The sequence below is a fragment of the Halorussus sp. AFM4 genome (genome assembly GCF_051194995.1).
In the GTDB taxonomy this organism is placed as follows: domain Archaea; phylum Halobacteriota; class Halobacteria; order Halobacteriales; family Haladaptataceae; genus Halorussus.
Genome location: NZ_JBNTJT010000002.1, coordinates 677,028 through 702,416, shown reverse-complemented (window position 1 = coordinate 702,416; position 25,389 = coordinate 677,028). Strand labels below are relative to the sequence as shown.

The 25,389-nt window shown below is 71.5% G+C and carries 19 protein-coding genes; 11 read left to right on the top strand and 8 right to left on the bottom strand.

Features of this window, described 5'->3' with window-relative positions; all coding sequences use genetic code 11:
• Nucleotides 1–108: 108 nt before the first annotated feature.
• Complete coding sequence (locus tag ACQUQF_RS11670) at nucleotides 109–3,369, top strand: right-handed parallel beta-helix repeat-containing protein (RefSeq protein ID WP_435178950.1); 3,261 nt, start codon at nucleotides 109–111, stop codon at nucleotides 3,367–3,369.
• A 241-nt stretch (nucleotides 3,370–3,610) separates the two neighbouring features.
• The gene (locus tag ACQUQF_RS11665) at nucleotides 3,611–4,159 is read left to right on the top strand and encodes a hypothetical protein (protein WP_435178948.1); all 549 of its coding nucleotides are present in this window, start codon (nucleotides 3,611–3,613) and stop codon (nucleotides 4,157–4,159) included.
• A 38-nt stretch (nucleotides 4,160–4,197) separates the two neighbouring features.
• Here ACQUQF_RS11665 and ACQUQF_RS11660 read toward each other — a convergent pair whose 3' ends face one another.
• From ACQUQF_RS11660 to ACQUQF_RS11640, 5 genes are all read right to left on the bottom strand, one after another.
• Nucleotides 4,198–5,379, bottom strand: coding sequence for a carbon-nitrogen hydrolase family protein (locus ACQUQF_RS11660; protein WP_435178946.1), 1,182 nt, complete (start codon nucleotides 5,377–5,379; stop codon nucleotides 4,198–4,200).
• Between the two features lie 125 nt (nucleotides 5,380–5,504).
• Complete coding sequence (locus ACQUQF_RS11655) at nucleotides 5,505–6,668, bottom strand: ABC transporter ATP-binding protein (protein WP_435178944.1); 1,164 nt, start codon at nucleotides 6,666–6,668, stop codon at nucleotides 5,505–5,507.
• 49 nt (nucleotides 6,669–6,717) lie between these two features.
• The gene (locus ACQUQF_RS11650) at nucleotides 6,718–7,656 is read right to left on the bottom strand and encodes a carbohydrate ABC transporter permease (protein WP_435178942.1); all 939 of its coding nucleotides are present in this window, start codon (nucleotides 7,654–7,656) and stop codon (nucleotides 6,718–6,720) included.
• A 28-nt stretch (nucleotides 7,657–7,684) separates the two neighbouring features.
• Nucleotides 7,685–8,731 (bottom strand): carbohydrate ABC transporter permease, encoded by a 1,047-nt coding sequence (locus tag ACQUQF_RS11645; protein WP_435178940.1) that lies wholly within the window; start codon nucleotides 8,729–8,731, stop codon nucleotides 7,685–7,687.
• 27 nt (nucleotides 8,732–8,758) lie between these two features.
• Complete coding sequence (locus ACQUQF_RS11640; protein WP_435178938.1) at nucleotides 8,759–10,141, bottom strand: ABC transporter substrate-binding protein; 1,383 nt, start codon at nucleotides 10,139–10,141, stop codon at nucleotides 8,759–8,761.
• 313 nt (nucleotides 10,142–10,454) lie between these two features.
• Between ACQUQF_RS11640 and ACQUQF_RS11635 the strand changes: the two genes are divergently transcribed.
• Both ACQUQF_RS11635 and ACQUQF_RS11630 read left to right on the top strand, forming a co-directional pair.
• Nucleotides 10,455–11,870, top strand: a complete 1,416-nt coding sequence (locus ACQUQF_RS11635) for a class II fumarate hydratase (RefSeq protein WP_435178934.1) — start codon at nucleotides 10,455–10,457, stop codon at nucleotides 11,868–11,870.
• Between the two features lie 247 nt (nucleotides 11,871–12,117).
• On the top strand, nucleotides 12,118–12,516 hold the full coding sequence (locus ACQUQF_RS11630) for a hypothetical protein (RefSeq protein WP_435178932.1): 399 nt from the start codon (nucleotides 12,118–12,120) through the stop codon (nucleotides 12,514–12,516).
• Nucleotides 12,517–12,538: 22 nt separating this feature from the next.
• Here ACQUQF_RS11630 and ACQUQF_RS11625 read toward each other — a convergent pair whose 3' ends face one another.
• On the bottom strand, nucleotides 12,539–13,240 hold the full coding sequence (locus ACQUQF_RS11625) for a TMEM165/GDT1 family protein (protein WP_435178930.1): 702 nt from the start codon (nucleotides 13,238–13,240) through the stop codon (nucleotides 12,539–12,541).
• Nucleotides 13,241–13,405: 165 nt separating this feature from the next.
• Nucleotides 13,406–14,467 carry a hypothetical protein gene (locus tag ACQUQF_RS11620; RefSeq protein WP_435178928.1) on the bottom strand — a complete coding sequence of 354 codons (1,062 nt, stop codon included), beginning with the start codon at nucleotides 14,465–14,467 and terminating at the stop codon, nucleotides 13,406–13,408.
• A gap of 263 nt (nucleotides 14,468–14,730) precedes the next feature.
• Between ACQUQF_RS11620 and ACQUQF_RS11615 the strand changes: the two genes are divergently transcribed.
• The 7 genes from ACQUQF_RS11615 (at nucleotide 14,731) to fdhF (ending at nucleotide 24,875) form a co-directional block, all read left to right on the top strand.
• The gene (locus ACQUQF_RS11615; protein WP_435178926.1) at nucleotides 14,731–15,195 is read left to right on the top strand and encodes a PH domain-containing protein; all 465 of its coding nucleotides are present in this window, start codon (nucleotides 14,731–14,733) and stop codon (nucleotides 15,193–15,195) included.
• Nucleotides 15,192–16,853 (top strand): PH domain-containing protein, encoded by a 1,662-nt coding sequence (locus tag ACQUQF_RS11610; RefSeq protein ID WP_435178924.1) that lies wholly within the window; start codon nucleotides 15,192–15,194, stop codon nucleotides 16,851–16,853. The genes ACQUQF_RS11615 and ACQUQF_RS11610 overlap by 4 nt, the downstream gene beginning before the upstream one ends.
• A 36-nt stretch (nucleotides 16,854–16,889) precedes the next feature.
• On the top strand, nucleotides 16,890–18,767 hold the full coding sequence (gatE, locus tag ACQUQF_RS11605) for a Glu-tRNA(Gln) amidotransferase subunit GatE (RefSeq protein WP_435178922.1): 1,878 nt from the start codon (nucleotides 16,890–16,892) through the stop codon (nucleotides 18,765–18,767).
• 87 nt (nucleotides 18,768–18,854) lie between these two features.
• Nucleotides 18,855–19,472, top strand: coding sequence for a TorD/DmsD family molecular chaperone (locus ACQUQF_RS11600; protein ID WP_435178920.1), 618 nt, complete (start codon nucleotides 18,855–18,857; stop codon nucleotides 19,470–19,472).
• Nucleotides 19,473–19,536: 64 nt separating this feature from the next.
• On the top strand, nucleotides 19,537–19,836 hold the full coding sequence (locus tag ACQUQF_RS11595; RefSeq protein ID WP_435178918.1) for a hypothetical protein: 300 nt from the start codon (nucleotides 19,537–19,539) through the stop codon (nucleotides 19,834–19,836).
• A gap of 111 nt (nucleotides 19,837–19,947) precedes the next feature.
• Nucleotides 19,948–21,543: an NADH-ubiquinone oxidoreductase-F iron-sulfur binding region domain-containing protein gene (locus ACQUQF_RS11590; protein WP_435178916.1), complete on the top strand. Its 1,596-nt coding sequence runs from the start codon at nucleotides 19,948–19,950 to the stop codon at nucleotides 21,541–21,543.
• Nucleotides 21,543–24,875 carry a formate dehydrogenase subunit alpha gene (gene fdhF, locus ACQUQF_RS11585; protein WP_435178914.1) on the top strand — a complete coding sequence of 1,111 codons (3,333 nt, stop codon included), beginning with the start codon at nucleotides 21,543–21,545 and terminating at the stop codon, nucleotides 24,873–24,875. Before ACQUQF_RS11590 ends, fdhF begins: the two co-directional genes overlap by 1 nt.
• A 55-nt stretch (nucleotides 24,876–24,930) precedes the next feature.
• Here fdhF and ACQUQF_RS11580 read toward each other — a convergent pair whose 3' ends face one another.
• A complete protein-coding gene (locus tag ACQUQF_RS11580) occupies nucleotides 24,931–25,338 on the bottom strand; it encodes a hypothetical protein (RefSeq protein ID WP_435178912.1) in 408 nt (135 codons plus the stop codon).
• Nucleotides 25,339–25,389 lie beyond the last annotated feature (51 nt).

Genomic DNA, 25,389 nt, shown 5'->3' with positions numbered 1-25,389 from the left:
CGCTCCGGACAGCCTCTCTCGGCGTCCCCGACCGCGGACCCCGGGCTGCACGATAACAGACAGGTCAGAAGGGGAATGCTTTATGGCTCCGGTCTCTGAACGGCCACCGTGCAACGCGCGTCGACCCGGACGCTCCTCGTCGTGCTCGTCGTCGGTCTCGGTGCCTCGTCGGCCTGTCTCGCGGCGGTCGGCCCGCCGGCAGCGGTCGCCGCGGGAGACGGCGCCCCGGGCCCGACCTACGTCGAGGACGACGTCACCGAGAACACGACCTGGACCGCCGCTGGCGGTCCGTACCGCGTCGTCGCGGACGTGACCGTCGCGGCGGGCGCGACGCTGCGGATCGAACCCGGCACCCGCGTCCAGATGGCCGAGGACGTCGAACTCCGCGTCGAGGGGAACCTCTCCGCCGAGGGGACCGCGGCAGACCCCGTCTCGTTCGCGACCGCACCGGGGGCGCCCGACCGCATCCGGTGGGCGACCATCCGGTACGCGGGCGGGTCGAACTCCCGCCTCTCGCTGTCCCACGCCGCGGTCGAGCGGGCCCGGAACGGGCTCACCGTGAGCAGCGCCGCCGGCGCCGTCGAGGTCTCGGACGTGACGTTCCGGGACATTTCGAGCGACGGCGTCCGGGTCGTCGACACGAGGCGCACGCCCCGGCTGACGGTCGCGCGCTCGACGTTCGCCGACGTCGGGCGGCGCGGGGTCTCGGTCGCGCCCGGGACCGGCGCGGTCACCCGGGCCGACGTCGTCTCGAACACCAGCGCGCTCGGCCGCCGGGCGACCCACCGGGCGGCGGTCAGGCTCGGCGCCGACACGGCGGTCGACACCGTCCGTGTGTCGTACCGCGGGCACGGCGACGCGGGCGACGTCGACCGGGAGTCGCTCGTGCGGTTCGGGCTCGACCTGGACGGCGACGGGAGCGTCGACCGCCGGCTGACGCCCTTCGTCGAGGGCGTCGACCACCCGACCGGCAACGGGTTCGAGCTCCGGCTGAACCGGTCGGTCACCGTGCCGGCGGGCGCCTCGGTGGTCGCGGTCTACCGGGACGTGGTCAACCCCCGGACCTACGGGACGTACCCGGTCGCGGTGCGGCTCCGGGCCCGCGGCGTCGAGCAGGCCGCGACCGCGACGCTGCCGCTCGACCTGCGCTCGTCGGGCGGGAGCGGCCGCGGCGCGGGGTCGACCGCCGAGAGCCGGGCCGCCGGCTTCTCGGTCACTGGGTCGACTTTCGAGTCGGTCGGCGGCCAGGGCGTGTTCGTCGCCGCCGACGCGGCCCGGGACTTCCGGGTCGCCGACAACTCGTTCGCCGGCGTGCGGGGGTCGGCCGTCAGCGTCCGCGGCCCGGTCGTCCGGTCGGCGGTCGTCGCGGGCAACCGCGTCGACTCGCCGGGCCCGGGCGCCGACGGCGTCCGGATCGCGGCGAAGCTGGCGACCGACTCGGCGATCCGGGGGAACCGGATCTCGGGCGCGGACGCCGGCATCGCCCTCTCCACGCGCCACCGGACGGTCGAGGGAGTCCGGATCGCCGGCAACACCGTCACCCGGAGCGCGACCGGGCTCCGCGTCCGGCACGTGCCCGAGTACCGGTCCCACACCCTCTCGCTGACGGTGGTCGACAACAACTTCTCGCGGAACGCCCGGCAGGGGGCGCTCGTCCGGGCGCCGACCGCGAAGCTCGTCGGGGTCACCGTCCGGGGTAACGAACTCGTCGGGAACGGCCGGGCCGTGGGCGACGGCGGGCCGACGCCCCGCGCGACGGCCGGCGACGGCCCCGCCGCCACCGACGGCTGGCCGGGCCTCGAGCTGGTCGCCCGGCAGGTGCGGGACAGTCGCATCGCGGACAACCGCTTCGCGGACAACCGGGGCCACGGCCTCTCGGTCCGGACGAGCACCGCCGTCGACGACCTCACCGTGGCGGAGAACCGCGCGCTCGACAACGCCGGCGTCGGCCTGAACCTCGACAACGCGTTGACCCACGCCGGCAGCCTGAACGTCACCCGGAACGTCGCGGCCGCGAACGCCTACGGCGTCCGGGTCGCCGGCTCGGTCGGCGCGCGCATCGCGAACAACACGGTCGTCTTCAACACCTACGGCGGCCGGCCGGTCGGGCTCGCGAGGGCCGCGCCGGGGACCGGCATCGTCGTGGCGGGCGGCGACGCGGGCGCGATCTTCCGCCGGGGCGCCGTCCGCGAGGAGCTCCGGGCGCTGCTCGACGACCCCCAGGTCGAGGCCGAGCTCCCCGACCGGGGCGACCGGACGGAGTACACCGTCGTCCTCCGCCCGGGCGCCGAGGGCGAGGTGTGGCAGGCCAGCCCGACCGCGCTCACGGTCCGGGCGGTCTCCGGGGACATCCCGACCGGCGTCACGCTGTCGGAGGGCGAGGCGCGCACGGGCGTCGTCGTCCGGGGCAACGACGTCTACGGCCAGGCCCGCGGGATGGTGGTGGACGTCGCGACGCTGGTCGACGCCAACACCTCCACGCGCCTGCTGGTCGACGCGACCCGGACCGTCGACGCCGAGCGCAACTACTGGGGCGCGCCCGACGGGCCGACCCACGCCTCGATCCGCCCGGAGGGCACCGGCGACCGCGTCGTCACCCGCCGGGGCTGGGTCGACTTCCTCCCCTTCTCGGAGTCGCCGCACGGAGAGCGCCGCTCCCGGCCGGTCGCGAACGTGACGGCCGCGCCGAACCCGGTCGCGGTCGGCGAGCGGGTCGTCGTCTCGGGGCGGAACTCGACCGACCGCGACGGCCGGGTCGTCGCCTACCGGTTCGCGGTCGACCGCGCACCGCGGGACGGTTCCGGGGCGTCCCGGGGCCGGAACGTCACCGTCGGGTCGTCGCCCGCGCTGTCCGCCGCGTTCGGCGCGCCGGGCAACTACACGGTCTCGCTGGTCGCGACCGACGACTGGGGCGTCGAGAGCGCCCCGGCGACCGCGACCGTCGACGTGCGACCCGCGAACTGGACCCCGGCGGGGCTCCGGGCGACAACCACGACGGCCGCGACCCCCGACGGGTCGACCGCCACGGCGACCGGCGGGCGCGAGCCCACGACCGCCGGGGCGACGGACGACGCCGGGTCCCTCCCCGCGTCGACCCTGCTCGGGACACTCGGGGGACTGCTCGGCCTCGGGCTCTACGGCGCGGGGCTGGCGCTCGGCGCGTTCGGGACGGTCCAGACGCTCCGGAGCGCGGGCGTCCCGGTGAGCGGGCCGACCATCAACGGGCTGGCGGCGGCCGGCGTGGGGGTCTGGGCGGTGGCCGGCCTGCTCGGGACCGACGGGCTGCTCGCGGTCGGCCTCGGCAGCGGCGCCGTCTGGCTCGCGGGGGTCGTCCTCCTGTGGGCGGTGACGCGGGTGCTGTACGACTGAGCCCGGACCGGCCGGGCGGCGCCGGGACCCCGGCGCCGGGCGTCGCCGACAGTAAGCATAAGTGGACTTCACGTGAATCGTGAGGCGATGACCGACTCGGACTCGCGGCCGGCCGGCGGGCGCCCGGGCGACGGGCGCCGACCCGCCGGCACCGACCGCAACGCGGTTCTCCGCCTTCGCCGCCCGCCTCGACGGGCGCGACGACCAGCACGCTCCAACCCGGCCGCGGCCACCACCTCCCATGCCCACGTTCGTTGAGTCGGTGCAGGCGGTCGAGGATGACAACGTCGCGGCGTTCGGCCGGCGGCTGGCCGACCGGGTCGAGACGCTCGGCGAGGCGCTGGACCTGCTTGAGGAGTGGACCGCGTCGAGCCGGGACGCCGGCACCGAGCTCTCCTCGAAGTACGAGACCGCCAAGCGGCTCGCCCGCGACGAGATCCGGGACGCGGAGGACGGGGACGCCGACGACGTCCCGGCCGAGGACCTGCTCGACCACCCCGCGGTGAGCGACCAGACCAAAGAGCGGCTCCGGGAGTTCAGCACCAAGCTCCACGTCTTCCTCGACGAGGAGCGGTCGTACGGCGAGGCCCGGTCGGCGCTGGCCCGGTCGCTCGACGCCGAACTCGACCTCTACAAGGAGCTGCTCGCGGAGCTCCAGTCCGGCGACACCGGCGTGGACGACGCGAGGCAGGCGATCGCCCGGTTCGCGCGAGAGGACGCGCTCGGGGCGCCGAACCGGACCGCGGCCGACGTGCTGCTCGAGGCGGCCGGCGACGGCGAGGGGTCGTAGGCCGCGGCGCTCGGGAGGACCGCTTTCTCTTCCTGTACTCAGTCACGCCCTCGAAGCGCCGCGGCGACGTCCTCTATCGCGTCGACCGGGACGTCGTGCTCGTCGGCGATGTCGGCCGCCTCGGCCGGCGAGAGCTGGTCCGCGTTCGACGGTCCGCTCCGCCGCCGTGCTCCGTTTGCCTTCGCCCCGTCGCGCGTTCCGTTCGCGGCCGGCGCTTCGTAACGGCCGTCCCACGCGGTGCCGTCGTGAGCGTGGCGGTGGACCGGCTCCAGCACCTCGTCGCTGATCTCGAGGTTGACCGCGTCCCACCGCGAGTAGTGGCCCATCGCGTCGAAGTACGCCTTCGTGGCCCGGCGCTCGTCCCGGTCGAACTCGGCGGTCAGCAGCGCCTCCTCGCCGACCACCGGCCCGGCCTTCACGACGCCGGCCGGGTTGATCAGCATGCTCCCGCCGGCGCCGAGGTCGTAGCCGAGCTCGTCCTCGTATCCCTCGGGCGGGTCGCCCATGTAGGCCGAGCACGACACCACGAACGACTGGGTCTCGAAGGCGTACTCTCGCACCGCGGGGTAGATGTCGCAGGTGTCGACGTCCTCGGCCGACTCGGCCCGAGACTTGTCGCCGGGGTGGCCGTTCTGTCGCCAGAACCCCGGCCACACCGCGGCGTGGATCTCCTCGCCCATCGTCGCCAGCGCGGCCTTCGAGAGGGTCATGTGGTTCTCGTAGCAGACGAGTCCGCCCAGGGTGCCCAGGTCGGTGTCGTGGGTCGCCAGGCTCGCCGGATCGCCCCGGCCCCAGATGGAGCGCTCGCCGTGGGTCGGCATGAGCTTGCGGTGGCGCCGGACCAGGTCGCCCGACCGGTCGAACCAGAACACCGAGTTGTACAGCGTCTCGCTCCCGGCACGGTCGTCCAGTTCGTTCGCGCCGAGCGCGACGTGGAGGTCGGCCTCGCGTATCGCGTCGCCCAGCACGTCCAGCGCGTCGTCGCCGACCGAGAGGCTGTTCTGCTGGAGTTCGACCATCAGCTCGGTCCACCGCGGGATGGACACCGAGCGCCGCCAGTACGGGTACCCGGGGAAGTACGTCTCGGGGAAGACCAGCAGGTCGACGTCCTGCTCGCCCGCCCGCTCGATCCACTCGCACGTCCGGTCGAGCGTCGCTTCCTTGTCGTGGTAGACGGGTTCGACCTGTGCGGCCGCGAGCGTGAACGATTCGGCTGGCATCGTGACCGAGTGGCACGCGAGGGGGGATAGCTTTCGGGGTCGAATGACGGGTGGAAGCGGCGCTCGTCGAGGGAAAGTCCGAAGAAGGTTCGACGGGGGCTCGGCGCGGAACGCTCGCTCGGCGCTCAGAAGTTGGCCTGCGCGACCTCGGTCCGCTCGAGCTCGCGGTTGTGCAGCGCCTCGCCGGTGTCGCGGTCGAAGACGTGGATCGCCTCCTCGGGGATCCGGGCGACGACCTCCTGGCCGCTCGCGACGTTGCGCATGCCCGAGACGGTGGCGACGAACGTCTCGACCTCCTCGCCCGACGCGTCGACGCGTTCGGCGCCGGCGAACGTGAGGTAGACGTTGTTCTCGTCGCCCATCGGCTCGACCACGTCGACCAGCGTCCGGAAGTCGTGGCGTTCGTCGCCCTCGCCGGTGAGTTCGATGTCCTCGGGCCGGATGCCGAGCACGAGCCGGTCGCGGCCCTCGACGTCGGCCAGCGTCTCGTCGGACAGCGCGTACTCGAAGTCGTCGGCGACGAGCGCCCCGTCCTCGAGGTCGACGTCGAAGAAGTTCATCGACGGTTCGCCGATGAACCCGGCGACGAAGACGTTGCGGGGCTCGTGGTAGCACTCCAGGGGCGTACCGACCTGCTGGAGCTCGCCGTCGTTGAGGATGGCGATGCGGTCGCCCATCGTCATCGCCTCGGTCTGGTCGTGGGTGACGTACACCGTGGTGACGCCCAGGTCCTCCTGGAGCCGCTGGAGCTCGGTCCGCATCTGCGACCGGAGCTTGGCGTCGAGGTTGCTGAGCGGCTCGTCCATCAGGAACACCTCGGGGTCCCGGACGATGGCGCGGCCGAGCGCGACCCGCTGCTGCTGGCCGCCGGACAGCTCCCGGGGCTTGCGGTCGAGCAGGTCGGCGATGCCCATCATCTCGGCGGTCTGCTCGACCTGGGCGGCGATCTCGTCGTCGGGCATGTCGGTCGACTCCTCCAGCCCGAAGCTCATGTTCTCCCGCACGGTCATGTGGGGGTAGAGCGCGTACGACTGGAACACCATCGCGATGTCCCGGGTGGTGGGCGGCTCGTCGGTGATCGACCGGCCGCCGAGCCGGATGTCGCCCCGCGAGACCGTCTCGAGGCCGGCGATCATCCGCAGCGTCGTCGACTTGCCGCAGCCCGAGGGGCCGACCAGCACGAGGAACTCGCCGTCCTCGATGTCGACGTTCGCGTCGTCGACCGCGACGATGCGGTCGCCGTCGTCGTCGAACCACTTGGTGACACCGTCGAGCGTCAGTTCCGCCATCGTACTGTCCTCCGTCGTAGACCGGTGTAAATGTTTGTCGCACTCATGGTTACGAACCCGCAACTCCTTCCGCGAACTGTTCGCCGAACAGGACGTACACCAGCAGCGTCGGCAGGGCCGCGACGAACGCGCCCGCCATCTGGGTGTTGAACGACTGGATGATGCCGCCGGTGAGGCTGTTGAGCGCCACGGTCACCGGGGCGGCCGCCCCGCCGCCGGCCGGCAGGATGACCAGCGCGAACAGCAGGTCGTTCCAGATCTGGGTGAACTGGTAGATCAGCGTCACCGCGAACATCGAGGTCGACAGCGGCAGCACGATGTTGCGGTAGATACTGAAGACGCTCGCGCCGTCGAGCCGCGCGGCCTCGATCATCTCGTCCGACAGCGTCCGGTAGTACCCCCGGAACAGCAGGAACGTGATGGGGATGCCGTACGCGACGTGCGTGATGATGAGGTTGATGATGCTGGCGTAGTGGTCGTGCATCAGCGGCAGCCCCCACAGGAACGACAGCAGCTCCTGGGTGTTCACGATGGCGAACAGCCGCGAGAGGGGCACCAGCACCGCCTGGTACGGGATGAAGATGCCCGCGACGAACAGCGCGACGATGGGCATCTGGTACTTCCAGTCGATGGTCGTCAGCCCGTAGGCCGCGATCGAGCCCAGCCCCGCCGACAGGACGGTCGCCGGGACCGCCAGCAGCATGCTGTTGATGAGCGAGTTCGCCATCTCGTTGAAGGCGATCACCCACGGCTCGACGGTGAACCCGCCGAAGATCGGCGGGAGGAACGGCGGCGTCTTGTTGAACGCCTCGGTCGACTTGAACGCGGTCATCAGCCCCGCCTCGAGGGGTGCGAGGTAGAACCCCACGAGGCCGAACAGGACGACGTAGAGGCCGACCCGTCGCCTGCCGGCGTTCCGGATCGCGTTCGCTATCTCCTCGCGGCGGGTGCGGTTCTCCGGCGCGGGCGCGGCTGGCGGACTGCTCATGGCTCACCTCGTCGGTTCAGTCGGTCGGTCATAGCTCTCCCCTCCGGTACTCGCTGTAGAGGTACGGGGTGACCACCGCCAGCGCCATGCCGAACAGCACGATGGCGATGGCCGACCCGTACGCCCAGTTGTTCGACCCGAACGCCTCGCGGAACATCATCGTCGCGAGGATGTCGGCGGCCGGGCCGGGGTTGTTGCCGAACATCACGTAGAGGAAGTCGAAGGCCTTCAGCGCGAACACCATCAGCACCACCGCGGCGCTCATGGTCGAGGCCCGCAGCTGGGGCAGGATGACCCGCCAGTACATCTTGAGGGTGCTCGCGCCGTCGACCTTCGCGGCCTCGTAGTGGGCGGTCGGGATCGCCCGCAGGCCCGCGAGGTAGACCACCATCGCGTAGCCGGAGAACTGCCAGATGAGCGCGAAGATGACCGCCGCCAGCTTCGTCTCGGGGTTCGATATCCACTGGGTCGTCAGGAAGCCCAGCCCGAGCTGGCGGAGCGTGACGTTGATGAGCCCGATCTCGGGGTTGTACATCCACGCCCAGAACTTCGCCGTCACGACGAACGACAGGCTCATCGGCAGCAGGTAGATCGTTCGGAAGGTGTTCTCGAACCTGATGTCCTGGTCGACCAGGATGGCCAGCAGCAGGCCGAACAGCAGGCAGACGGTGGTGAACGCCACCAGCAGGACCAGCGTGTTCCGGGCCGCGGTCCAGAACGACGGGTCCGAGAACGCCTGTCGGTACATCTCGAGGTCGAACTCCGAAATCGCGTACTCCGGCAGGATGAGCCCGCTGAAGTCGGTCAGCGAGATGACGAGGTTCCAGCCGATGGCGCCGTAGACGAAAAAGCCCATCAGCAAGAACGGCGGCAGCCAGAACGGGATGGACTGCACGAAGTCGCTCGACGTGAGCGACCGGAGCGTCCCCGTCTCGGACTCGGCGCGCTCGCCGGTGACGGTGGCCCCGCCGTCGGGCCGAACCTCGGGCGCGTCGTCCGACTCGCCGCGGTCCGTTCCCGCCACCCCTCCGCCGCCGGGGGTTACCCGTCGGAGTACGTCTGTGAGTCGTTGCATGTGAAAAACGAACAGGGGGAGACGACTTCAGTTGAACGCCTGTTTCAGCTGCTTGTAGGTCTTGTCGACGTTCCAGCTTGAGGTGAACGTGGACATCGCGTCGCCGAAGCCGTTCAGCGGCTCCGGGGGGATGGCGAGGCCGTGCTGGATGGACGGGACCTGCGCGTCCGAGTTGGCGAAGTCGTCCATCTGCCGGCTGAGGAACGGTCCGAAGTTGTCCTTGGGCACGTCGGTCCGAGGCGGAATCGACCCCTTCTTCGGGTTGAACCGCTTCTGGGCGTCGACCGACCCGCAGTACTGCAGGAACTTCTTGGTCGCCTCGGGCGAGGGGTTGTTCTTCGGGAAGGGGAACGAGTCCATGTTGAGCGCGTAGACGCCCTCGGTCCCCGGGAACGGAACCTGGTCCCAGTGGGTTCCGAACTCGAAGCCGTCCTGGCCCCGGTACATGCCCGCGGCCCAGTCACCCTGGTGGAAGAACGCGGCCTTGCCGTTGATGATGTTCTTGTTGGCCTCGGTCCAGGTGATGGAGCCGGCGTCGCTGTTGAAGTGGTTCTTGTAGTCCTTGACGATCTGGAGCGAGTCCTTGATGGCCGCCTTGTTGGCCTCGACCTTCCCCTCGGTGAAGGCCGTGTACGTCTCTTCGCCGTGCTCGCCGAGCAGGACCTGCGCCCAGAGCTGACCCGTGGACCACGCCGACTTGGTCTGGTGGGCCATGCCGACCGCGTCGGTCTTCTCCTCGACCGTCTTCATCGCGGCGACGAGGTCGCTGGGCTTGCTGATCGACGAGGGGTCGACGCCCGCCTGCTCGACGACCTCCACGTTGTAGAAGAGGTTGTTGAGCCGGTGGATGTTGATGGGGACGGTCACGAACTTACCGCCGGGCTTGGCGGCGTCCTTCGGCCCCTGCAGGTAGGCGTCCTTCATCCCGTTGGCCGACCAGACCGACTCGCCGATGTCCTTCAGCTTGTTCGCCCGGACGTACGGCTGGAGGTTCTTCCCCGGCCACGCCTGCCACGAACTCGGCGGGTTGTTGTTCAGCACCCGCTTCTTGATGACCGTCTTGAGGTTCTGGCCGGCGCCCCCGGAGACGGGGTTCTGATTGACCTCGATCTCCGGGTACTTCTGCTTGAAGCCCTCGAACAGCGCCTGGACCGCCTTGGCGCCGTCGCCGCCGGTCCACCAGTGCTGGACCTCCAGCGTGTTGTAGTTCGACGAGGAGTCGCCCTCGGTGGTCGTGTCCCCGCCGGAGTCGCCGCCCTCGGTCGTGGTGTCGCCGGCGGTGGTCGTCGACTCGCCGTCACCGCCGCCGCCCATGCAGCCCGCGAGGCCGGTCACGCCGATGGTACCCGCACCGGCGGCTTTCAGATAGTCGCGCCGAGAAACGTCGGAACCTTCGTTGGCATCTGTCATACTGAAGCCTAGGGAGTGCATCAGCCACCAGCTACTTAAACGTTGTTGAAATTAATGCAGGACCGAGTAAATTGACAACCAGTAACACGCCCCGTGATGGACGGGGACATCCCGCCGCAGTGTGTCGATTCTCCGCCGGGAAATCGTGTCAGCCGTCATCTATCTTCTACATTTGACGGCGGATTATCAACTCCCGCGCAGTTGAATGGTCGTTCGGCCGAAGTTTCCGTCCGCCGGCGCCGGCGGACGGTCCGTCTCGGGGCGGGAGCGTTCCGGAGGGTTTTACGCCCGCTGGGGACGAACCCCCGGCCGTATGAGCGACGACGAGGACTACCGGATCGAGCAGGACAGCCTCGGAGAGATGCAGGTGCCGGCCGACGCCTACTGGGGCGCCCAGACCCAGCGCGCGCTCCAGAACTTCCCCATCTCGGGCATCACCTTCGGCCGGCGGTTCGTGCGGGCCCTGGGCGTCGTCAAGAAGGCGGCCGCCGAGGCCAACCGGGACCTCGAACTGGTTCCCGGGGACAAGGCCGATGCCATCGTCGAGGCCGCCGACGAGGTCATCGCGGGCGAGCACGACGACCAGTTCCCCGTCGACGTGTTCCAGACCGGGTCGGGCACCTCGACCAACATGAACGCCAACGAGGTCATCGCCAACCGCGCGACCGAGATCTACGGCGGTGAGGTCGGCACCCGCGAGATCCACCCGAACGACCACGTCAACTTCGGCCAGTCGAGCAACGACGTCATCCCGACCGCGATGCACGTCGCCTCCCTGGAGGCCGTCGAGAAGGACCTGCTGCCCGCGCTCGACCAGCTCCGCGAGGCGCTCGAAGCCAAGGAGGAGGAGTTCGACGGCGTCGTCAAGACCGGCCGGACCCACCTCCAGGACGCCACGCCGGTCCGCCTGGGCCAGGAGTTCGGCGGCTACCGCACGCAGGTCGAGAAGGGGCTGGCGCGGCTCGACCACGTCAGGGACCACCTCTCGGAGCTCGCGCTCGGCGGCACCGCGGTCGGCACCGGCCTCAACACCCACCCCGACTTCCCGGAGAAGGCCGCCGCGTACATCTCCGAGGAGACCGGCATCGAGTTCCGCGAGGCCGACAACCACTTCGAGGCCCAGGCCGCCCACGACGCGATGAGCGAGGCCCACGGCGCGCTCCGGACCATCGCTGGCTCGCTCAACAAGATCGCCAATGACCTCCGGCTGCTGGCCTCCGGCCCGCGCAACGGCCTGGGCGAGATCGAGCAGCCCGAGAACCAGCCCGGCAGCTCCATCATGCCCGGCAAGATCAACCCGGTCGTCGCCGAGGCGGTCAACCAGGTCCACAAGCAGGTCGTCGGCAACGACGCCGCCGTGAGCGCGGGCGCCGCCGAGGGCCAGCTCGACCTCAACCTCTACAAGCCGGTGCTGGCGTACAACTTCCTCCAGTCGGCCGAACTGCTCGCGAACGGCTCCGAGGTGTTCGCCGAGAAGTTCGTCCGGAAGCTTGAGGCCAACGAGGAGCACGTCGAGAAGCAGGTCGAGCAGAGCATGGCGCTGGCGACCGCGCTCAACCCCCACATCGGCTACGACAAGGCCAGCGACGCGGCCAAGACCGCGCTCAAGGAGGGCAAGACGGTCAAGCAGGTCGTCGTCGAGAAGGGCTACCTCAGCGAGGAGGAGGCCGACGAGGTCATCGACCCCGAGGCGATGACCCACCGCGGCATCCTCGGCAGCGACGACTGAGGTCGGGGCCGTAGTTACCTAGTTTTCCGTGCTGGCTCTGTTCCAGAGCCAATCTCCTCCTGCGCTCGGTGCCCCAGCCTACGGTTCGGGTGGATGAAAGGGGCCGTCCTGTCGCGGTCACGCGAGCGAAGCGATCGTGACCGCGGGAGAGGCGGTTTGTCTCCCGGCGGCCGAAGACCGCGACCGGGGGCTCTCTGAGACGAAACGCCCACCAGTCGTTTCAGGCAGGCTACCGTCACTCTATGGTATGTCTGAGCGAGACACCGCCACCTTCGACATGTCGCGCAACGAGGCCCGGGTCGTCATCGCCGCGCTGTCCGACGAGGAGATGACCGCCTCGGGCGACCGGGGGATGCGGATCCAGAACATCCAGGACCACCTCGCCGCCGAGTTCGACTTCGACGAGCACCGGGGCGTCGAGAAGGGCGAGATGGCGGCCGGCGACGACACGGGCTGGCTCGACAACGACGCCATCTTCGGCGACAACGACCCCGACGATACCGAGGAGATCGAGCTCTCGCGGGGCGAGGCCGACGTCGTGACGGACGCGCTCGCCGATTTCGAACTGGACGAGACCCACGAGAACGCCGGAACCGCCGAGGACGTCCGGAAGCGCATCGCAGACGCCTTCGACGACGAGCGGTAGGCGGGTCGTCGTCCGGACCTACTCAGAACGGGAGCGCGGCCGTGATCGCGCCGGCGACGGCGCCGACGGCGGTCTCCCAGATCGAGAACCCCGTGAAGACCTGGAGGACGGCGTCCAGCCCGAAGAACGCGAACAGCGCCGCGCCGGCGTAGTGGGCCTTCCGGACGTCGAACGAGCTGGAGAACCTGTGGAAGAAGAAGGCGTTGGCGATGCTGACCGGGATGATCGCCAGCATCTCGCCGGCCCAGATGGCGGGCGACGCCCCGTACTGGACCGCCAGCCCGATGGTGACGAGCTGGGTCTTGTCGCCGAACTCACCGGCCGCCATCATGGCGAAGATGGGGAGGAACCCGCCGAAGGGGCTCGGCACCTCCCGGCCGAACACCGACACGTCGGGGTCCCCGGCGCTCATCACGCCGCCGTCGGTCTCGGCTGGCGCCGCGCCCGCTTCCGGGGCCGACCGGAGGAGGAGGGCGGCGAACGCCAGGAACAGCACCGCGGTGAACGCCTCCAGGACGACCGGCGGGAGCGCCCCCTTCAGCGCGCTGCCGAACCAGACCTCCAGCGCGGTCCAGCCGGCGAACGCGCTCCCGGCGGCCGCGACCACGACCCGGGGGTCGTACCGCGTCGCGAGCCCGGCGATGATGAACTGGACCTTCTCGCCGGGGAGGACGGCGAGCTGGGCGGTGAACGCCACGACGAGGATCTCGAGCCAGCCGGTCATCGACGGACCACCTCCGGCGCGGAGACCGTGAGAAGAGCCCGAGAGCGGCAACCGACTGTAGATAGCATGGTTGGCAGATTTTAGATTCGTCTAAACCAAAAAGGTTGTTGCTCTAAACACGTCGATGGGGACTCCCCGGCCTCGGAACCGACGCGGTCCGCCGACTCACCAGTTCCTGCTGCTCTCGAGGTAGAGGTGCGCGAGCGCGAGGCCGAACACCGGGAACAGGACCGCGCCCGCGACGGCACCGACGACCGCGGGCGCGACGTCGTAGGGGCCGCCGAACGCGGCCGAGACGTAGTCCGACCCGAGCACGACGAGCAGGTAGGCGACCGCCACGGCGAACACCTTCCCGGCGTTCTCGCCGGTCGCGCGCCACCCGGCCCGGACGCTGGCGAGCGGCCCCGTCCGGTCGACCACGCAGGCCTGGAACGCGAGCAGGAGGCGGTCGAGGACGTAGACCGGGACCAGGAGGGCCAGGAGTCCCAGGGAGTACCGCCCGCTCTCTATCGCACCGTAGGCCGGTAGCCCGGCGAGTCCGAGCAGGAGCGCCACCGCGATCCCGGTGCCGACAAGCGCGGGGAGGCGCCGGACCGCGGCGACGACTCGGGCGCGGAGGGGACGGGCCTCGGCGGTCAGCGTCTCGCTCGCCACCGCGTCGGCGGCGGTCAGCGAGAACACGCCGGCGGCGACCGCGGCGCAGAGCAACTGGGCGAGGTACGCCGGGAGCACCCAGTCGGCGATCTCGAGGTCGGCGGTCGGCGAGGGCCGCGTGACGCCCGCTACCGCGGCGACGGCCGGGAGGCCGGCGGCGAGCGCGACTCCGAATAGTTCACGGCGGTGGCGCGCGACGCCCCACGACCACCGGAGGGTGTCGAGCACGTCGAGCTTCCGGACGTGGACGCACGGCGGCCGGTCCGCCGGGCGGTCCGCCGCGCCGTCATCGTCGGCTGGAGGGTCCCCCGCGTCAGGGTCGCCAGCACAGCGGTGCTCCGCGTCACGGTCGCCCACGGTGCGCTCGGCGGCGTCACGGTCGACGGCATTTTGGTCGGCGGTACCGGTACCGGTCGCGCGTCCATCGGCCCGGTCGGTTTCGGGGCGCCGCTCGCGCTCGCCGGGTTCGCGCTCACCCTCGTCCGAGTCGGGCGTCACGTTTCCCTCCTCGGATTCCGAAGTCGCGTCTTCCCCGTGAGCTCCGGACTCCGCGTCGTCCCGCCGGCCGTCCATGCCGCGTCGTTCACAAACGGCTGATATAAAGGCCGCGGAGGCGGGGAAGTACGGGCGGAGCGGACCGGGCGACCCAGCGGTCAGTCGGGGTTCCGGGTCGGAGCGGCGTCGATTCAGTCCATCGGTCCGCCGGCGCCCGCGCCTTCGCCGAACCGAACGAACGGCTGCATCAATAGATGGGCTACCTCCTCGCGGTGGTCCTCGACGTCTCCGCCCCGGCCCCAGACGGGGGACTTATCGGCGGCGAGGTACTTCACCCGGTCATGGAAGCGTTGAACCCGCGCGTCCGCCTCGCCTGGGGCGTCGGTGCGGTCACGACCGCCGTCGTGCTCGGCGTCGTCGTCGCCGCGCTCGACCGGTTCGCCCTCGGAATCGGCCTCTGGGTCGCGGTCGCGGTCGCCGCGGCGGCGCTCGTCCTCGGCGTCGCGTTCGCCGTGCTCAGGTACCGCACCTGGCGGTTCGAGGTGCGCGAGGACGACCTCTACCTCGAGCGCGGCGTCCTGACCCGGGTCAACACGGTCGTCCCCTTCGTCCGGGTCCAGCACGTCGACACCCAGCGCGGACCGGTCGAGCGCGCGCTCGGCCTGGCCAGCGTCGTGGTGTACACCGCCGGGTCGCGGGGCGCCGACGTGCGCGTGCCGGGGCTGACCCCCGAGCGGGCCGACGACCTCCAGGAGCGGCTCCGCCGCCTCGCCATCGAGAGCGAGAGCGACGCCGACGCGGTATGAAGCTCCACCCGTTCTCCGTCCCGCTCCGGGCCGCCTCGCGCGGCATCAGCATCGGGCTCATGCTGTTCTTCCTCGGCCAGTCGGTGGCCGGGACCGACGCGCTCCCGTTCCCGCTGGCCGGTCCGCTGCTGATCGCGCTCGCGGGGCTCGGCGTGCTCGCGGCGGCGCTCTGGCAGGTGGCCTACTACCGCCGGTTCGAGTACGACCTCACCGGCGAGGGGCTCGAGATCGCCTCCGGCGTGCTCTCGCGGCGCCACCGCGAGATCCCGCTCGGCCGGGTCCAGAACGTCGACATCTCGCGGAACGCGGTCGAGCGGGCGCTCGGCGTCGCCGCCGTCGACGTCGAGACCGCCGGCGGCGGCGCGACCGAGGCCAGCCTCCGGTACGTCGGCTACGACGAGGCCAAGCGGCTCCAGCGGGAGATCCAGCGGCTCAAGCGCGGCGCGACCGACGCGGACGCCGACGGCGAACCGCGAGAGGAGGCCGAGGAGCTGCTCTTCGCGCTCCGGACCGAGGAGCTGGCCCTGCTCAGCCTGCTGTCGTTCGACTTCCGGTACCTCTCGCTGCTGGCGTTCGGGCCGGCCGCGCTCCCGTTCGTGCCGGGCGTCGCGGAGCTGGCGGTGCTGGGCGGGGTCGTGCTGGTGGCGGTGCTGGTCGCGGCGCTGTGGGGACTCAGCGCCGCGCTCACGTTCGCCCGGTACTACGGCTTCCGGCTGGCCCGGGTCGGCGACGAACTGCGGTACGAGCGCGGGCTGGTCCAGCGCTACGACGGCTCAATCCCGCTCTCGAAGGTCCAGACGCTCACGCTGGAGGCCAACGTCCTGATGCGGCGGTTCGGCTACGCCACGCTCGCGGTCGAGACCGCGGGCTACGGGCCGGGCCAGGCGCCCTCGCAGGGGTCGGAGGCCGCGGTGCCGCTGGCGACCCGCGAGCGGGTGCTCGACCTCGCCCGGGAGGTCGAGGACTTCGAGCTGCCGGCGTTCGAGCGCCCGCCGAAGCGCGCCCGGACCAGGTACGCGGTCCGCTACGCGCTCGCGCTGGTCGGCATCGCCGCGGCGCTGTACGTCCTCGAACTCGTCGTGGAACCGCCGGCGCCGGTCCCGCTCGCCGGGATTCCGCTCGGGCTCGTGGTCCTCGCGCCGGTCGCGGCCCACCTCGCGTGGCGCAACCGGGGGTACGCGACGGGCGAGGACCACGCGTTCACCCGCAACGGCTTCTGGACCCGGACGACCAAGGTGGTGCCGTACTACCGGGTCCAGACGGTCATCCAGACGGCGACGGTGTTCCAGCGCCGGCGCCGGCTCGCGAGCGTGGTCATCGACACCGCGAGCTCGGCCGGCGGGGCCGCGGCGGCGGTCGACCTCGACGCGGACGACGCCGCGCGACTCCGGGAGTCCGTGGCCGAGCGGCTGCAGGCGAGCCTGGCGGACCGGGCGCGGACCGGCGAGGCGGCCCGGGCTCCCGACGCGACCGCCGACTCTGATTCGACGGCCGGCCGCAGTGCCGACCCGGATTCGGACGGTGACACAAATTCGACAGCCGACCCGGGTTCGACAGCCGATTCGGATTCGACAGCCGACTCGGATTCGACTGCCGACTCGGACTCGACGACTGGCCCGGACGCCGACCGCGACCGGGACTCCCCTCGTCGAGACTGAACGGTTTTTTACCCTTCGCGGTCCGAGTGGCGGGTAATGACCGACTACGACCACGACTACGAGGAGCTCGGCCTCGTCGCGGGACTGGAGATCCACCAGCAGCTCGACACCGAGACCAAGCTGTTCTGCGAGTGCCCGACCGACCTCCGCGAGCCCGAGGAGTCGACCCGCCGGTTCACCCGGTTCCTCCACCCGACCAAGAGCGAGCTCGGCGAGCTCGACCAGGCCGCCGTCGAGGAGAGCCGGGTCGACCGCGAGTTCGAGTACCTGGCCTACGACTCGACCTGCCTGGTCGAGGCCGACGACGAGCCGCCCCACCGGCTCGACGAGGAGGCCCAGGAGGTCGTCCTGGAGATCGCCCAGCTGCTCGACATGGAGCCGGTCGACCAGGCCCACGTGATGCGCAAGATCGTCGTCGACGGGTCGAACACCTCCGGCTTCCAGCGGTCGGCCCTGATGGCGACCGACGGCGAGATCGAGACCGGCGACGGCCCGGTCGGCATCGAGGACCTGATGCTCGAAGAGGAGTCGGCCCAGCGCGTCGCGGAGACCGACGAGGGCGTCCGGTACAGCCTCGACCGCCTGGGCATCCCGCTCGTGGAGATCGGCACCCGGCCCGACATCCGGTCGCCCGAGCAGGCCCGCGAGGCGGCCGAGACCATCGGGATGTTGCTGCGCTCGACCGGCAAGGTCAAGCGCGGGCTGGGCACCATCCGCCAGGACGTCAACATCTCCATCGCCGAGGGCGCCCGGGTCGAGGTCAAGGGCGTCCAGAGCCTCGACGACATCGACGACCTGGTCGCGAACGAGGTCCACCGCCAGGTCCGGCTGCTCGAACTCCGCGACGAGCTCCGCGAGCGCGACGCCGAGGTGGGCGACGTCGTCGACGTGACCGACACCTTCGCCGACACCGAGTCGGGCGTCATCGAGTCCGCCATCGAGTCCGGCGGCAAGGTCACGGCGGTCCCGCTCTACGGCTTCGACGGCGTCGTCGGCGCCGAGCTCCAGCCCGACCGCCGGCTGGGCACCGAGCTGTCGGACCACGCCAAGCGCCACGGCGCGGGCGGCATCTTCCACACCGACGAGCTGCCGGCCTACGGCGTGACCGAGGAGGAGGTCGCGGCGCTCCGCGACGCGGTCGGCGCGGGCGACGACGACGCGGTCGCCATCGTCGCGGCCGACCCCGAGACCGCCGACCTCGCTATCGAGGCCGCCGCGGAGCGGGCCGAGACCGCCCTGGAGGGCGTGCCCGAGGAGACCCGCGGCGCCAACGAGGACGGCACGACCCGGTACCTCCGCCCGCTGCCCGGCGCGGCCCGGATGTACCCCGAGACCGACGTGCCCCCGGTCGAGCCCGACGCCAGCGAGGTCGAGACCCCCGAACTCCTGACCGAGAAGGTCGAGCGCTACCAGGACGAGTACGGCCTCGACGCCGGCCTGGCCGAGCAGGTCGCCTACGGCGAGCGCATGCCCCTGTTCGAGCGGGCGGTCGAGGAGCTGGGGTCGGACCCGACGCTCGCGGCCCAGACCGTCGAGAGCACCGTGACGGAGCTCCGGCGCGACGGCGTGCCGGTCGAGAACCTGACCGAGGACCACTTCCTCGGGACGCTCGAACTGGTCGCCGCGGGCGAGACCGCGAAGGGCAACGTCGGCGAGATTCTGACCGCGCTCGCCGAGAGCCCCGACCTGACCGCCGCCGAGGCCGTCGAGCGGGAGGGCCTGGGGAGCGCCGACGAGGACGAGGTCCGCGAGGCCATCGTCGACGTGGTCGAGCGCAACGAGGGCCAGGTCGAGGAGCAGGGGATGCAGGCGTTCTCGGCCCTGATGGGCGAGGCGATGGGCGCGCTCGGCGGGAGCGCCGACGGCGACCAGGTGAGCCAGCTGCTCCGCGAGGAGATCCAGAAGCGGGCCTGAGCGGCGACCGCCGCCGACGCGACGGCAGACTGTTTTCGCGCGCGACGGGCCGAGCCTTGAACACCGACGGCGCCGTAGGCGGGTCCCATGTCAGTTCCCGAGTCGGTCGTGCGGACCCGCCTGCAACTGCTCGACTTCCTGCTCCACGCGCTGGCCGACGCGCCCGCCGAGGCGTTCGCGACGGAGCTGTTCGCCGACGAGGCGACGCTGCCGGACGCCGAGATCAACGACCCGCTCGACGACGGGTTCGAGCGGCTCCGCGAGTTCTACGCGGCGAACCGCGACCGACCGAGCGAGGAGGTCTGGCGGGATCTCGTCACCGAGTACGCCCGGCTCTTCGAGAGCGAGGACCCGGCGGTGGCGACGACCGAGAGCGCGCATCGCCCGGCTGAGGAGGTGGAAGAAAGCGACGTCGCGGAGCGCTACGAGGCGGCGGGCTGGTCGCCGCCCGCCGACGCCCCGGCCGACGCGCTCTGGGTCGAACTCGCGTTCGTCCGGCACCTCGTCGCCCGCCAGCGCGAGGACGACGCTGCGCTCGACGCCGAACGCCGGTTCCTCGACGACCACCTGCTGCGGTGGGCCGACGACGTCGCCGAGGCCCTCGCCGACGCCACCGAGTCGACGTTCTACCGCGCGATAGCAGCAGTGCTGCTCGGCGTGACGACGTTCGAGGCCGCCTTCGTCACCGAGCGGGCGGCGGAGTGACGCGGTCGACGACGCCCGGCCCGTCGGCCCCCAGCGTTTACCGATTTCGCGCCGTGGAGCCGGTATGACCGCCGACTCCGAACGACCTGCCGCCGCCGACAGAGAAGCCGCCGACGTCGGACCGGAGGGGACCGGCCCGGCCGAATCGCGGTCGGAGTCCGGCCGCGCCGCGTCCCGCCGACACCTCGCGGTCGGCGCCGCCCTCGGACTCGCCGCGGCCGCCGGCGTCGCGTCGTGGCGCCGCAGCAAACACGCGCCCGCCGGCTACGTCACCTGGAGCCGGCGCGAGGAGACGCCGGCGCCCGACTCGCTCGTGTACATCTGGCGCCGGAAAAATCTCGGCGACATCGCACCGCCGTTCTAGGAGAGCGCACGTAAGCGCCGAACCGAGACGCCGCCGTCTGCCGGTCGCCCACCACGCCTTTCCCGCTGGCCGGCGTCGTCGGTGCCATCATTCCATGGGGGGAGACAGACCGTGAGCCCGACAGCCGACTCCGGGGCACCGACGCTGCGGGTGACGAACGCGGGCGCCCCGGTCGCCGACGAGGTCGTGCGGGCGGCCCGGACCGCCGCCGACGACGTCCGGGTCGTCGAGACCGGACCGACGGGGATCGAGCGCCTCTCGCCGCTCGCGCTCGCCACGGTCGACGGGACGACCGCGTTCCACGCGAACGCGACCACCGACACCGTCGCGGCCGTCGTCCCGTCGCTCGAGGCCGGTCAACTCCACCGGAACGACGCCGACGCCGTGGTCGACCACGACCCCGCGACTACCCGGCTCCCGGTTCCGGAGACGGGACCGCTCTCGGTCGGACGGCGGCGCGCGCTCGGGCGATGCGGGTGGCTCGACCCCACCCACCCCGACGCCGACCGGGAGACTGCCGGACCTGTCGCCGGACGCGTCGCCGACGATCCCGACGGAGCGCTGGCGACGCTCCGGACCGTCGGGCTCCGGGGTCGTGGGCGCGGCGACGCCGTCGCGGACGACCCGGTGGCCGACGCCTGGGAGACGGCGCGCGACGCCGCCGGCGACCCCGTGGTCGTCGTCAACGCCAACGAGGCCGACCCCCGGGCCCGGATGGACGCGACGCTGCTCGAGGGCGACCCGGCCGGCGTCGTCGACGGCGCGCTGGCGGTCGCGGCCGTCGTCGGAGCGACCGACGTCGTGTTCTACGTCAGCGAGACCGCCGACCTCGCCCGGCGTCGGGTCCAGGCGGCCGCGACCGGCCCGGGCGACGCGCTCGGGGTCGACGCCGCGCTCCACGTCGCGGTCGGCCCCGACGAGTACACCGCGGGCGAGCCCACGATGGCCCTGGAGTCGCTGGAGGGCGCCGACCGCATCGAGGCGCGGCGTCGACCGCCCGGCCCGGCCGAGTACGGCCTCTACGGGCGGCCGACGCTGGTCCACACGCCCCGGACGCTCGCACAGATTCGGGAGCTGCTGGGTGACAACGATGCCGGCGCCTTCGACCCGGACGCGTCCGACCCCGGAACCCGCGTCGTCACCGTGACCGGCGACGTGGACGCCCGGGCCACGCTCGAACTCCCGACCGGCGGGTCGCTCGCGGACGCGCTCGACGCCGCGGAGCCGACCGGCCGAGTCAAGGCCGCCTGCGTCGGCGGGCGGTTCGGCGGGCTGACGACCGACCTCGACGTCCCGCCGAGCGCCGGCGCGCTCCGGGGCAGCGACCTCGGGACGAACGGCGTGATCGAGGTGTGCGACGAGGACACCTGCGTGGTCGCGCTGGCCGGCCAGCGCGCCAGCTTCGCCAGCGCCGAGAACTGCGGCCGGTGCTACCCCGGCCGGGAGGGAACCAAGCAGCTGACCGGCCTGTTGCGGGACATCTACGGCGGCGAGTACAAGGACGACATGCTCCGGGAGCTGACGAGCGTGATGGCGTCGTCGAGCCTCTGCGCGTTCGGGCGGAACGCCCAGCGCCCGGCCCGGACCGCCATGGACCGGTTCGAGACCGAGTTCGTCGCCCACAGCCGGGGCCGGTGCCCGGCCGGCACCTGCGAGGTCTCGGCGCAGGCGGCCCGGTCCGAGGGCGCCGGGGGAGGAGCCGACTGATGAGCAGCGACGACCCCACGCCGCACGTCCCGGACGAGGGCGGAACCCGGGACCCCGCATCTGTCGACCGGGGCGGCTCCGACGTCGACGAGCGGCGCGTCCCCGACGTCGCGGACCCCCAGCCGAGGACGCCGTTCACCGCCGACATCGAGACGGGGACGGCCAACGACCCGCCGGCGGGCACGACCGGCGACCAGCCGACGACCGTCGAGGTCGACGGCCAGTCGGTGTCGCTGCCGCCGGGCTCGACCCTGCTCGACGCGATCGAGGCGGTCGAGCCGGGCGACGAGGTCCAGGCGCTCTGCTCGTACGAGCGGGAGGACCGCGTCGGACCGCGGGGGACCTGCCGGACCTGCATGGTCGAGACCGACGAGCACGGGCTGGTCGCCTCGTGCCACTTCCCGGCCGAGGACGGCCTCTCGGTGTCGACCGACGCGCCCGACGCCCAGGACGCCCGGGACGTCAACCTCGACCTGGTGCTGGCCGACCACAACCTGCGGTGCTCGACCTGCGGGCAGAACGGCCGGTGCGAGCTCCAGGACACCTCCATCGAGCACAACGTCGACCATCCCCGGTACGGCGTCTTCGACGACCGCGACGAGTACGTGCCCATCGACGACTCCTCGTCGGTCATCCAGCTCGACCGCAACAAGTGCATCCTCTGCAACCGGTGCGTCGAGGCGTGCAACGACGTCCAGGCCGCGGGCGTGCTCCGGATGGAGGGGTCGGGCGACGACACCCACATCGGCTTCCAGAAGCCGGGCGCCGAGACCTGGGACGAGTCGACCTGCATCTCCTGCGGCCACTGCGTGACGCTGTGTCCGACCGGCTCGCTGGTCGAGAAGGGGCTGGTCGGCAGCTCGTCGCTCCCGCTGCCCGGGTTCACCCAGAAGAACTCCATCGGCGAGGTGATCGAGCACGAGCCGGCCGAGACCGCCGAGACCGCCGAAGCGCCCAACCGGAACGTCCCGGGCTTCCCCGACGACCTGTTCGCCGAGGACCGGGCGGTCCAGCAGACGATGGGCGCGCCACGGAAGTCCGGGCTGGCGAACGCGATGGCGAAGATGCGCGACCGGGCCGACCGCGCGGTGAGCGACGCGACCGACGCGGTGCTCGAATCGGTCGAGCACACCGCCGAGAAGTTCACCGAGCACACCGTCTCCATCGGCACGCTGTTCGACGTCTCGACCGCGCTGGCCGACGTCCGGCTCGCGCGGGTCAACGTCGCCGACACCACCTGCGGCTACTGCGCGGTGGGCTGCCGGTTCGACGTGTACGGCAAGGACAGGGGCGAGGACCGGGAGATCCTGGGGGTGCGGGCGACCGACCCCGAGAAGGCGCCGGTGAACAACATCTCGACCTGCGTGAAGGGGAAGTTCGGCTACGACTTCGTCGACAGCGACGAGCGCCTGGAGACGCCGCTGGTCAGGGAAGGCGACGGGTTCCGCGAGGCCACCTGGGACGAGGCGCTCTCGCGGGTGGTCGAGGCGTTCGCGGACATCCGCGAGGCCCACTCGCCCGACGCGCTCGCGATGACCTCCTCGTCGAAGGCGACCAACGAGGAGAACTACCTCGCCCAGAAGTTCGCCCGACAGGTGCTCGGGACCAAGCACATCGACAACTGCACCCGGCTGTGCCACTCCTCGACGGTGGCCGCGCTCAAGCAGACCGTCGGGTACGGCGCGATGACCAACCGCATCAACGAGGACATCGGCGAGACCGACTGCTACCTCATCACGGGCGCGAACGTCACGTCGAGCCATCCGGTGCTGTCGACCCGCATCATCCAGAACGCGAACGACGGCGCCGACCTCGTGGTGTTCGACCCCCGGAAGATCCACCTCGCCGACCACGCCACCCAGTACACCCGCACCGAAGCGGGGACCGACGTGGCCTGGATCAACGGGATGATCCGGTACGTCATCGAGCACGACCTCCACGACGAGGCGTTCGTCGAAGAGCGGACGACCGGGTTCGAGCAGGTGCGCGAGAAGGTCCAGCCGTTCACGCCCGCGAAGGTCGAGGAGCTGTCGGGCGTGCCCCCCGAGGAACTCCGGAGCGCCGCCGAGACCGTCGCCACCGCCGACACCTGCGTGTTCGGGTGGGCGATGGGGCTCTCCCAGCACACCTACGGCACCAGCACCGTGCTGGCGCTGGCCGACCTCGCGCTCATCACCGGCCACGTGGGCGAGCCCCGGTCGGGGCTGTCGCCGTTCCGGGGCCAGAACAACGTCCAGGGCGGGGGCGGCGACATGGGCCCGATCCCCGACAACCTGCCGGGCTACCAGGACCTGACCGACGACGCGGTGCTCGACAAGTTCGAGGCGGCGTGGGGCGTCCGGCCGCCCGACGAGGTCGGCCTGCGCGTGACCGAGATGTTCGAGGAGATCAACGAGGGCAACGTCCGCGGGATGTACGTCGTCGGCGAGAACCCCGCGCTCTCCGAGCCCGACGTCGAGGACCCGCGTCGGGCGCTCCGGGAGATCGACTTCCTCGTCGTCCAGGACATCTTCATGACCGAGACCGCGAAGTTCGCCGACGTGGTGCTGCCGGCCTCGACGTTCGCCGAGAAGCGCGGCACGTTCACCAACACCGAGCGCCGCGTCCAGCTGGTCAACCCGGTCGTCTCGCCGCCGGGCGACGCCCGCTCGGACATGGACATCCTGACGGACCTGGCGAGTCGGATGGGGTTCGACTGGGACTACGACGGCCCGGCCGACGTGATGGACGAGGTCAACGACCTCGTGCCCATCTACGGCGGCGTGACCCACGAGCGACTGGAGGAGCGGGGCGACGGCCTCCAGTGGCCGGTCTGGGACGAGGACCACCCGGGCACGCCGTACCTCTACGACGAGGCGTTCAACACGCCCGACGGGAAGGCCAGGCTGGTCCCGGCGGACTTCGGCCGGCCGCCAGAGCTGCCCTCGGAGGAGTACCCGTTCACGCTCACGACCGGCCGGGTGCTCTACCACTGGCACACCGGGTCGCTCACCCGCCGGGTCGAGGCGCTGATGAGCCAGATCGGCGAGAGCTTCGTCGAGCTCCACCCGAGGACCGCGGCCGAACTCGGCGTCGCCGACGGGGAGTACGTCCGGGTCTCCTCGGCGCGGGGCTCCATCGTCGTGAAGGCGACGCTCACCGACCGGGTCGACCCCGGGACGGTGTTCATCCCGATGCACTTCGTCCACGGTGCGGTCAACCAGCTGACGATGAACGAGCTCGACCCGACCAGCTACATCCCGGGCTACAAGGTCACGAGCGTCGACGTCGCGCCGCTCGGGCCGGACCCCGACGCCGAGCCGCTGTCGCCGCCCGCGCCGGGCGACGACTGAGCGCAGCGACCGCGGCCGAACTCGGGATCGGCGACCGCGAGTCCCCGCGGGTCAGTCACCCCCGCAGGTCCATCGACTCGGCGCGCTCGACCGCGAGCTCGGCGATCTCCTCGACGCTGGACGCCGACTGGTCGGCCAGCACGCAGGTCAGCATCCCGAGCTGCTCGGCGGCCGCGCGCCTGAGCTCCGCCTCGTCGACGTCGTTGCCGAAGTAGTACTCGTCGGCCCCCTCCGCGCGGATTAGCCCGACGTACACCGACGTCAGGTCGGGGTCGGCCTCGCGGACGGCGTCGGCCGCCCGGGCCCGCACCCGGTCGAACTCGTCTGTTCCGGCGTCGGTGGCGTCACTTCCGGCGTCGGTGGTGTCGTTGCCCGGACCGGCGTCGGTGGCGTCGTCCTCTAGGGCGTCAGTGTCGGTGGCGTCGTTCGCGTCGGAGCCAGCGGTGTCGGCTTCGTCTGCCATGTTCTCTCGCGGTACCACTCCCGGACACAAAACTCGCGCGGCGCCGGAGTC

Excerpts from the sequence above, each read along its gene's own strand:
- ACQUQF_RS11635 (WP_435178934.1), top strand. The coding sequence starts at position 10,455 with ATGAGCGACGACGAGGACTACCGGATCGAGCAGGACAGCCTCGGAGAG.
- ACQUQF_RS11580 (WP_435178912.1), bottom strand. The coding sequence starts at position 25,338 with ATGGCAGACGAAGCCGACACCGCTGGCTCCGACGCGAACGACGCCACC.
- ACQUQF_RS11625 (WP_435178930.1), bottom strand. The coding sequence starts at position 13,240 with ATGACCGGCTGGCTCGAGATCCTCGTCGTGGCGTTCACCGCCCAGCTC.
- ACQUQF_RS11620 (WP_435178928.1), bottom strand. The coding sequence starts at position 14,467 with ATGGACGGCCGGCGGGACGACGCGGAGTCCGGAGCTCACGGGGAAGAC.
- ACQUQF_RS11640 (WP_435178938.1), bottom strand. The coding sequence starts at position 10,141 with ATGACAGATGCCAACGAAGGTTCCGACGTTTCTCGGCGCGACTATCTG.
- fdhF (WP_435178914.1), top strand. The coding sequence starts at position 21,543 with ATGAGCAGCGACGACCCCACGCCGCACGTCCCGGACGAGGGCGGAACC.
- ACQUQF_RS11615 (WP_435178926.1), top strand. The coding sequence starts at position 14,731 with ATGGAAGCGTTGAACCCGCGCGTCCGCCTCGCCTGGGGCGTCGGTGCG.
- ACQUQF_RS11645 (WP_435178940.1), bottom strand. The coding sequence starts at position 8,731 with ATGCAACGACTCACAGACGTACTCCGACGGGTAACCCCCGGCGGCGGA.
- gatE (WP_435178922.1), top strand. The coding sequence starts at position 16,890 with ATGACCGACTACGACCACGACTACGAGGAGCTCGGCCTCGTCGCGGGA.
- ACQUQF_RS11660 (WP_435178946.1), bottom strand. The coding sequence starts at position 5,379 with ATGCCAGCCGAATCGTTCACGCTCGCGGCCGCACAGGTCGAACCCGTC.
- ACQUQF_RS11610 (WP_435178924.1), top strand. The coding sequence starts at position 15,192 with ATGAAGCTCCACCCGTTCTCCGTCCCGCTCCGGGCCGCCTCGCGCGGC.
- ACQUQF_RS11655 (WP_435178944.1), bottom strand. The coding sequence starts at position 6,668 with ATGGCGGAACTGACGCTCGACGGTGTCACCAAGTGGTTCGACGACGAC.
- ACQUQF_RS11595 (WP_435178918.1), top strand. The coding sequence starts at position 19,537 with ATGACCGCCGACTCCGAACGACCTGCCGCCGCCGACAGAGAAGCCGCC.
- ACQUQF_RS11600 (WP_435178920.1), top strand. The coding sequence starts at position 18,855 with ATGTCAGTTCCCGAGTCGGTCGTGCGGACCCGCCTGCAACTGCTCGAC.
- ACQUQF_RS11630 (WP_435178932.1), top strand. The coding sequence starts at position 12,118 with ATGTCTGAGCGAGACACCGCCACCTTCGACATGTCGCGCAACGAGGCC.
- ACQUQF_RS11665 (WP_435178948.1), top strand. The coding sequence starts at position 3,611 with ATGCCCACGTTCGTTGAGTCGGTGCAGGCGGTCGAGGATGACAACGTC.
- ACQUQF_RS11650 (WP_435178942.1), bottom strand. The coding sequence starts at position 7,656 with ATGAGCAGTCCGCCAGCCGCGCCCGCGCCGGAGAACCGCACCCGCCGC.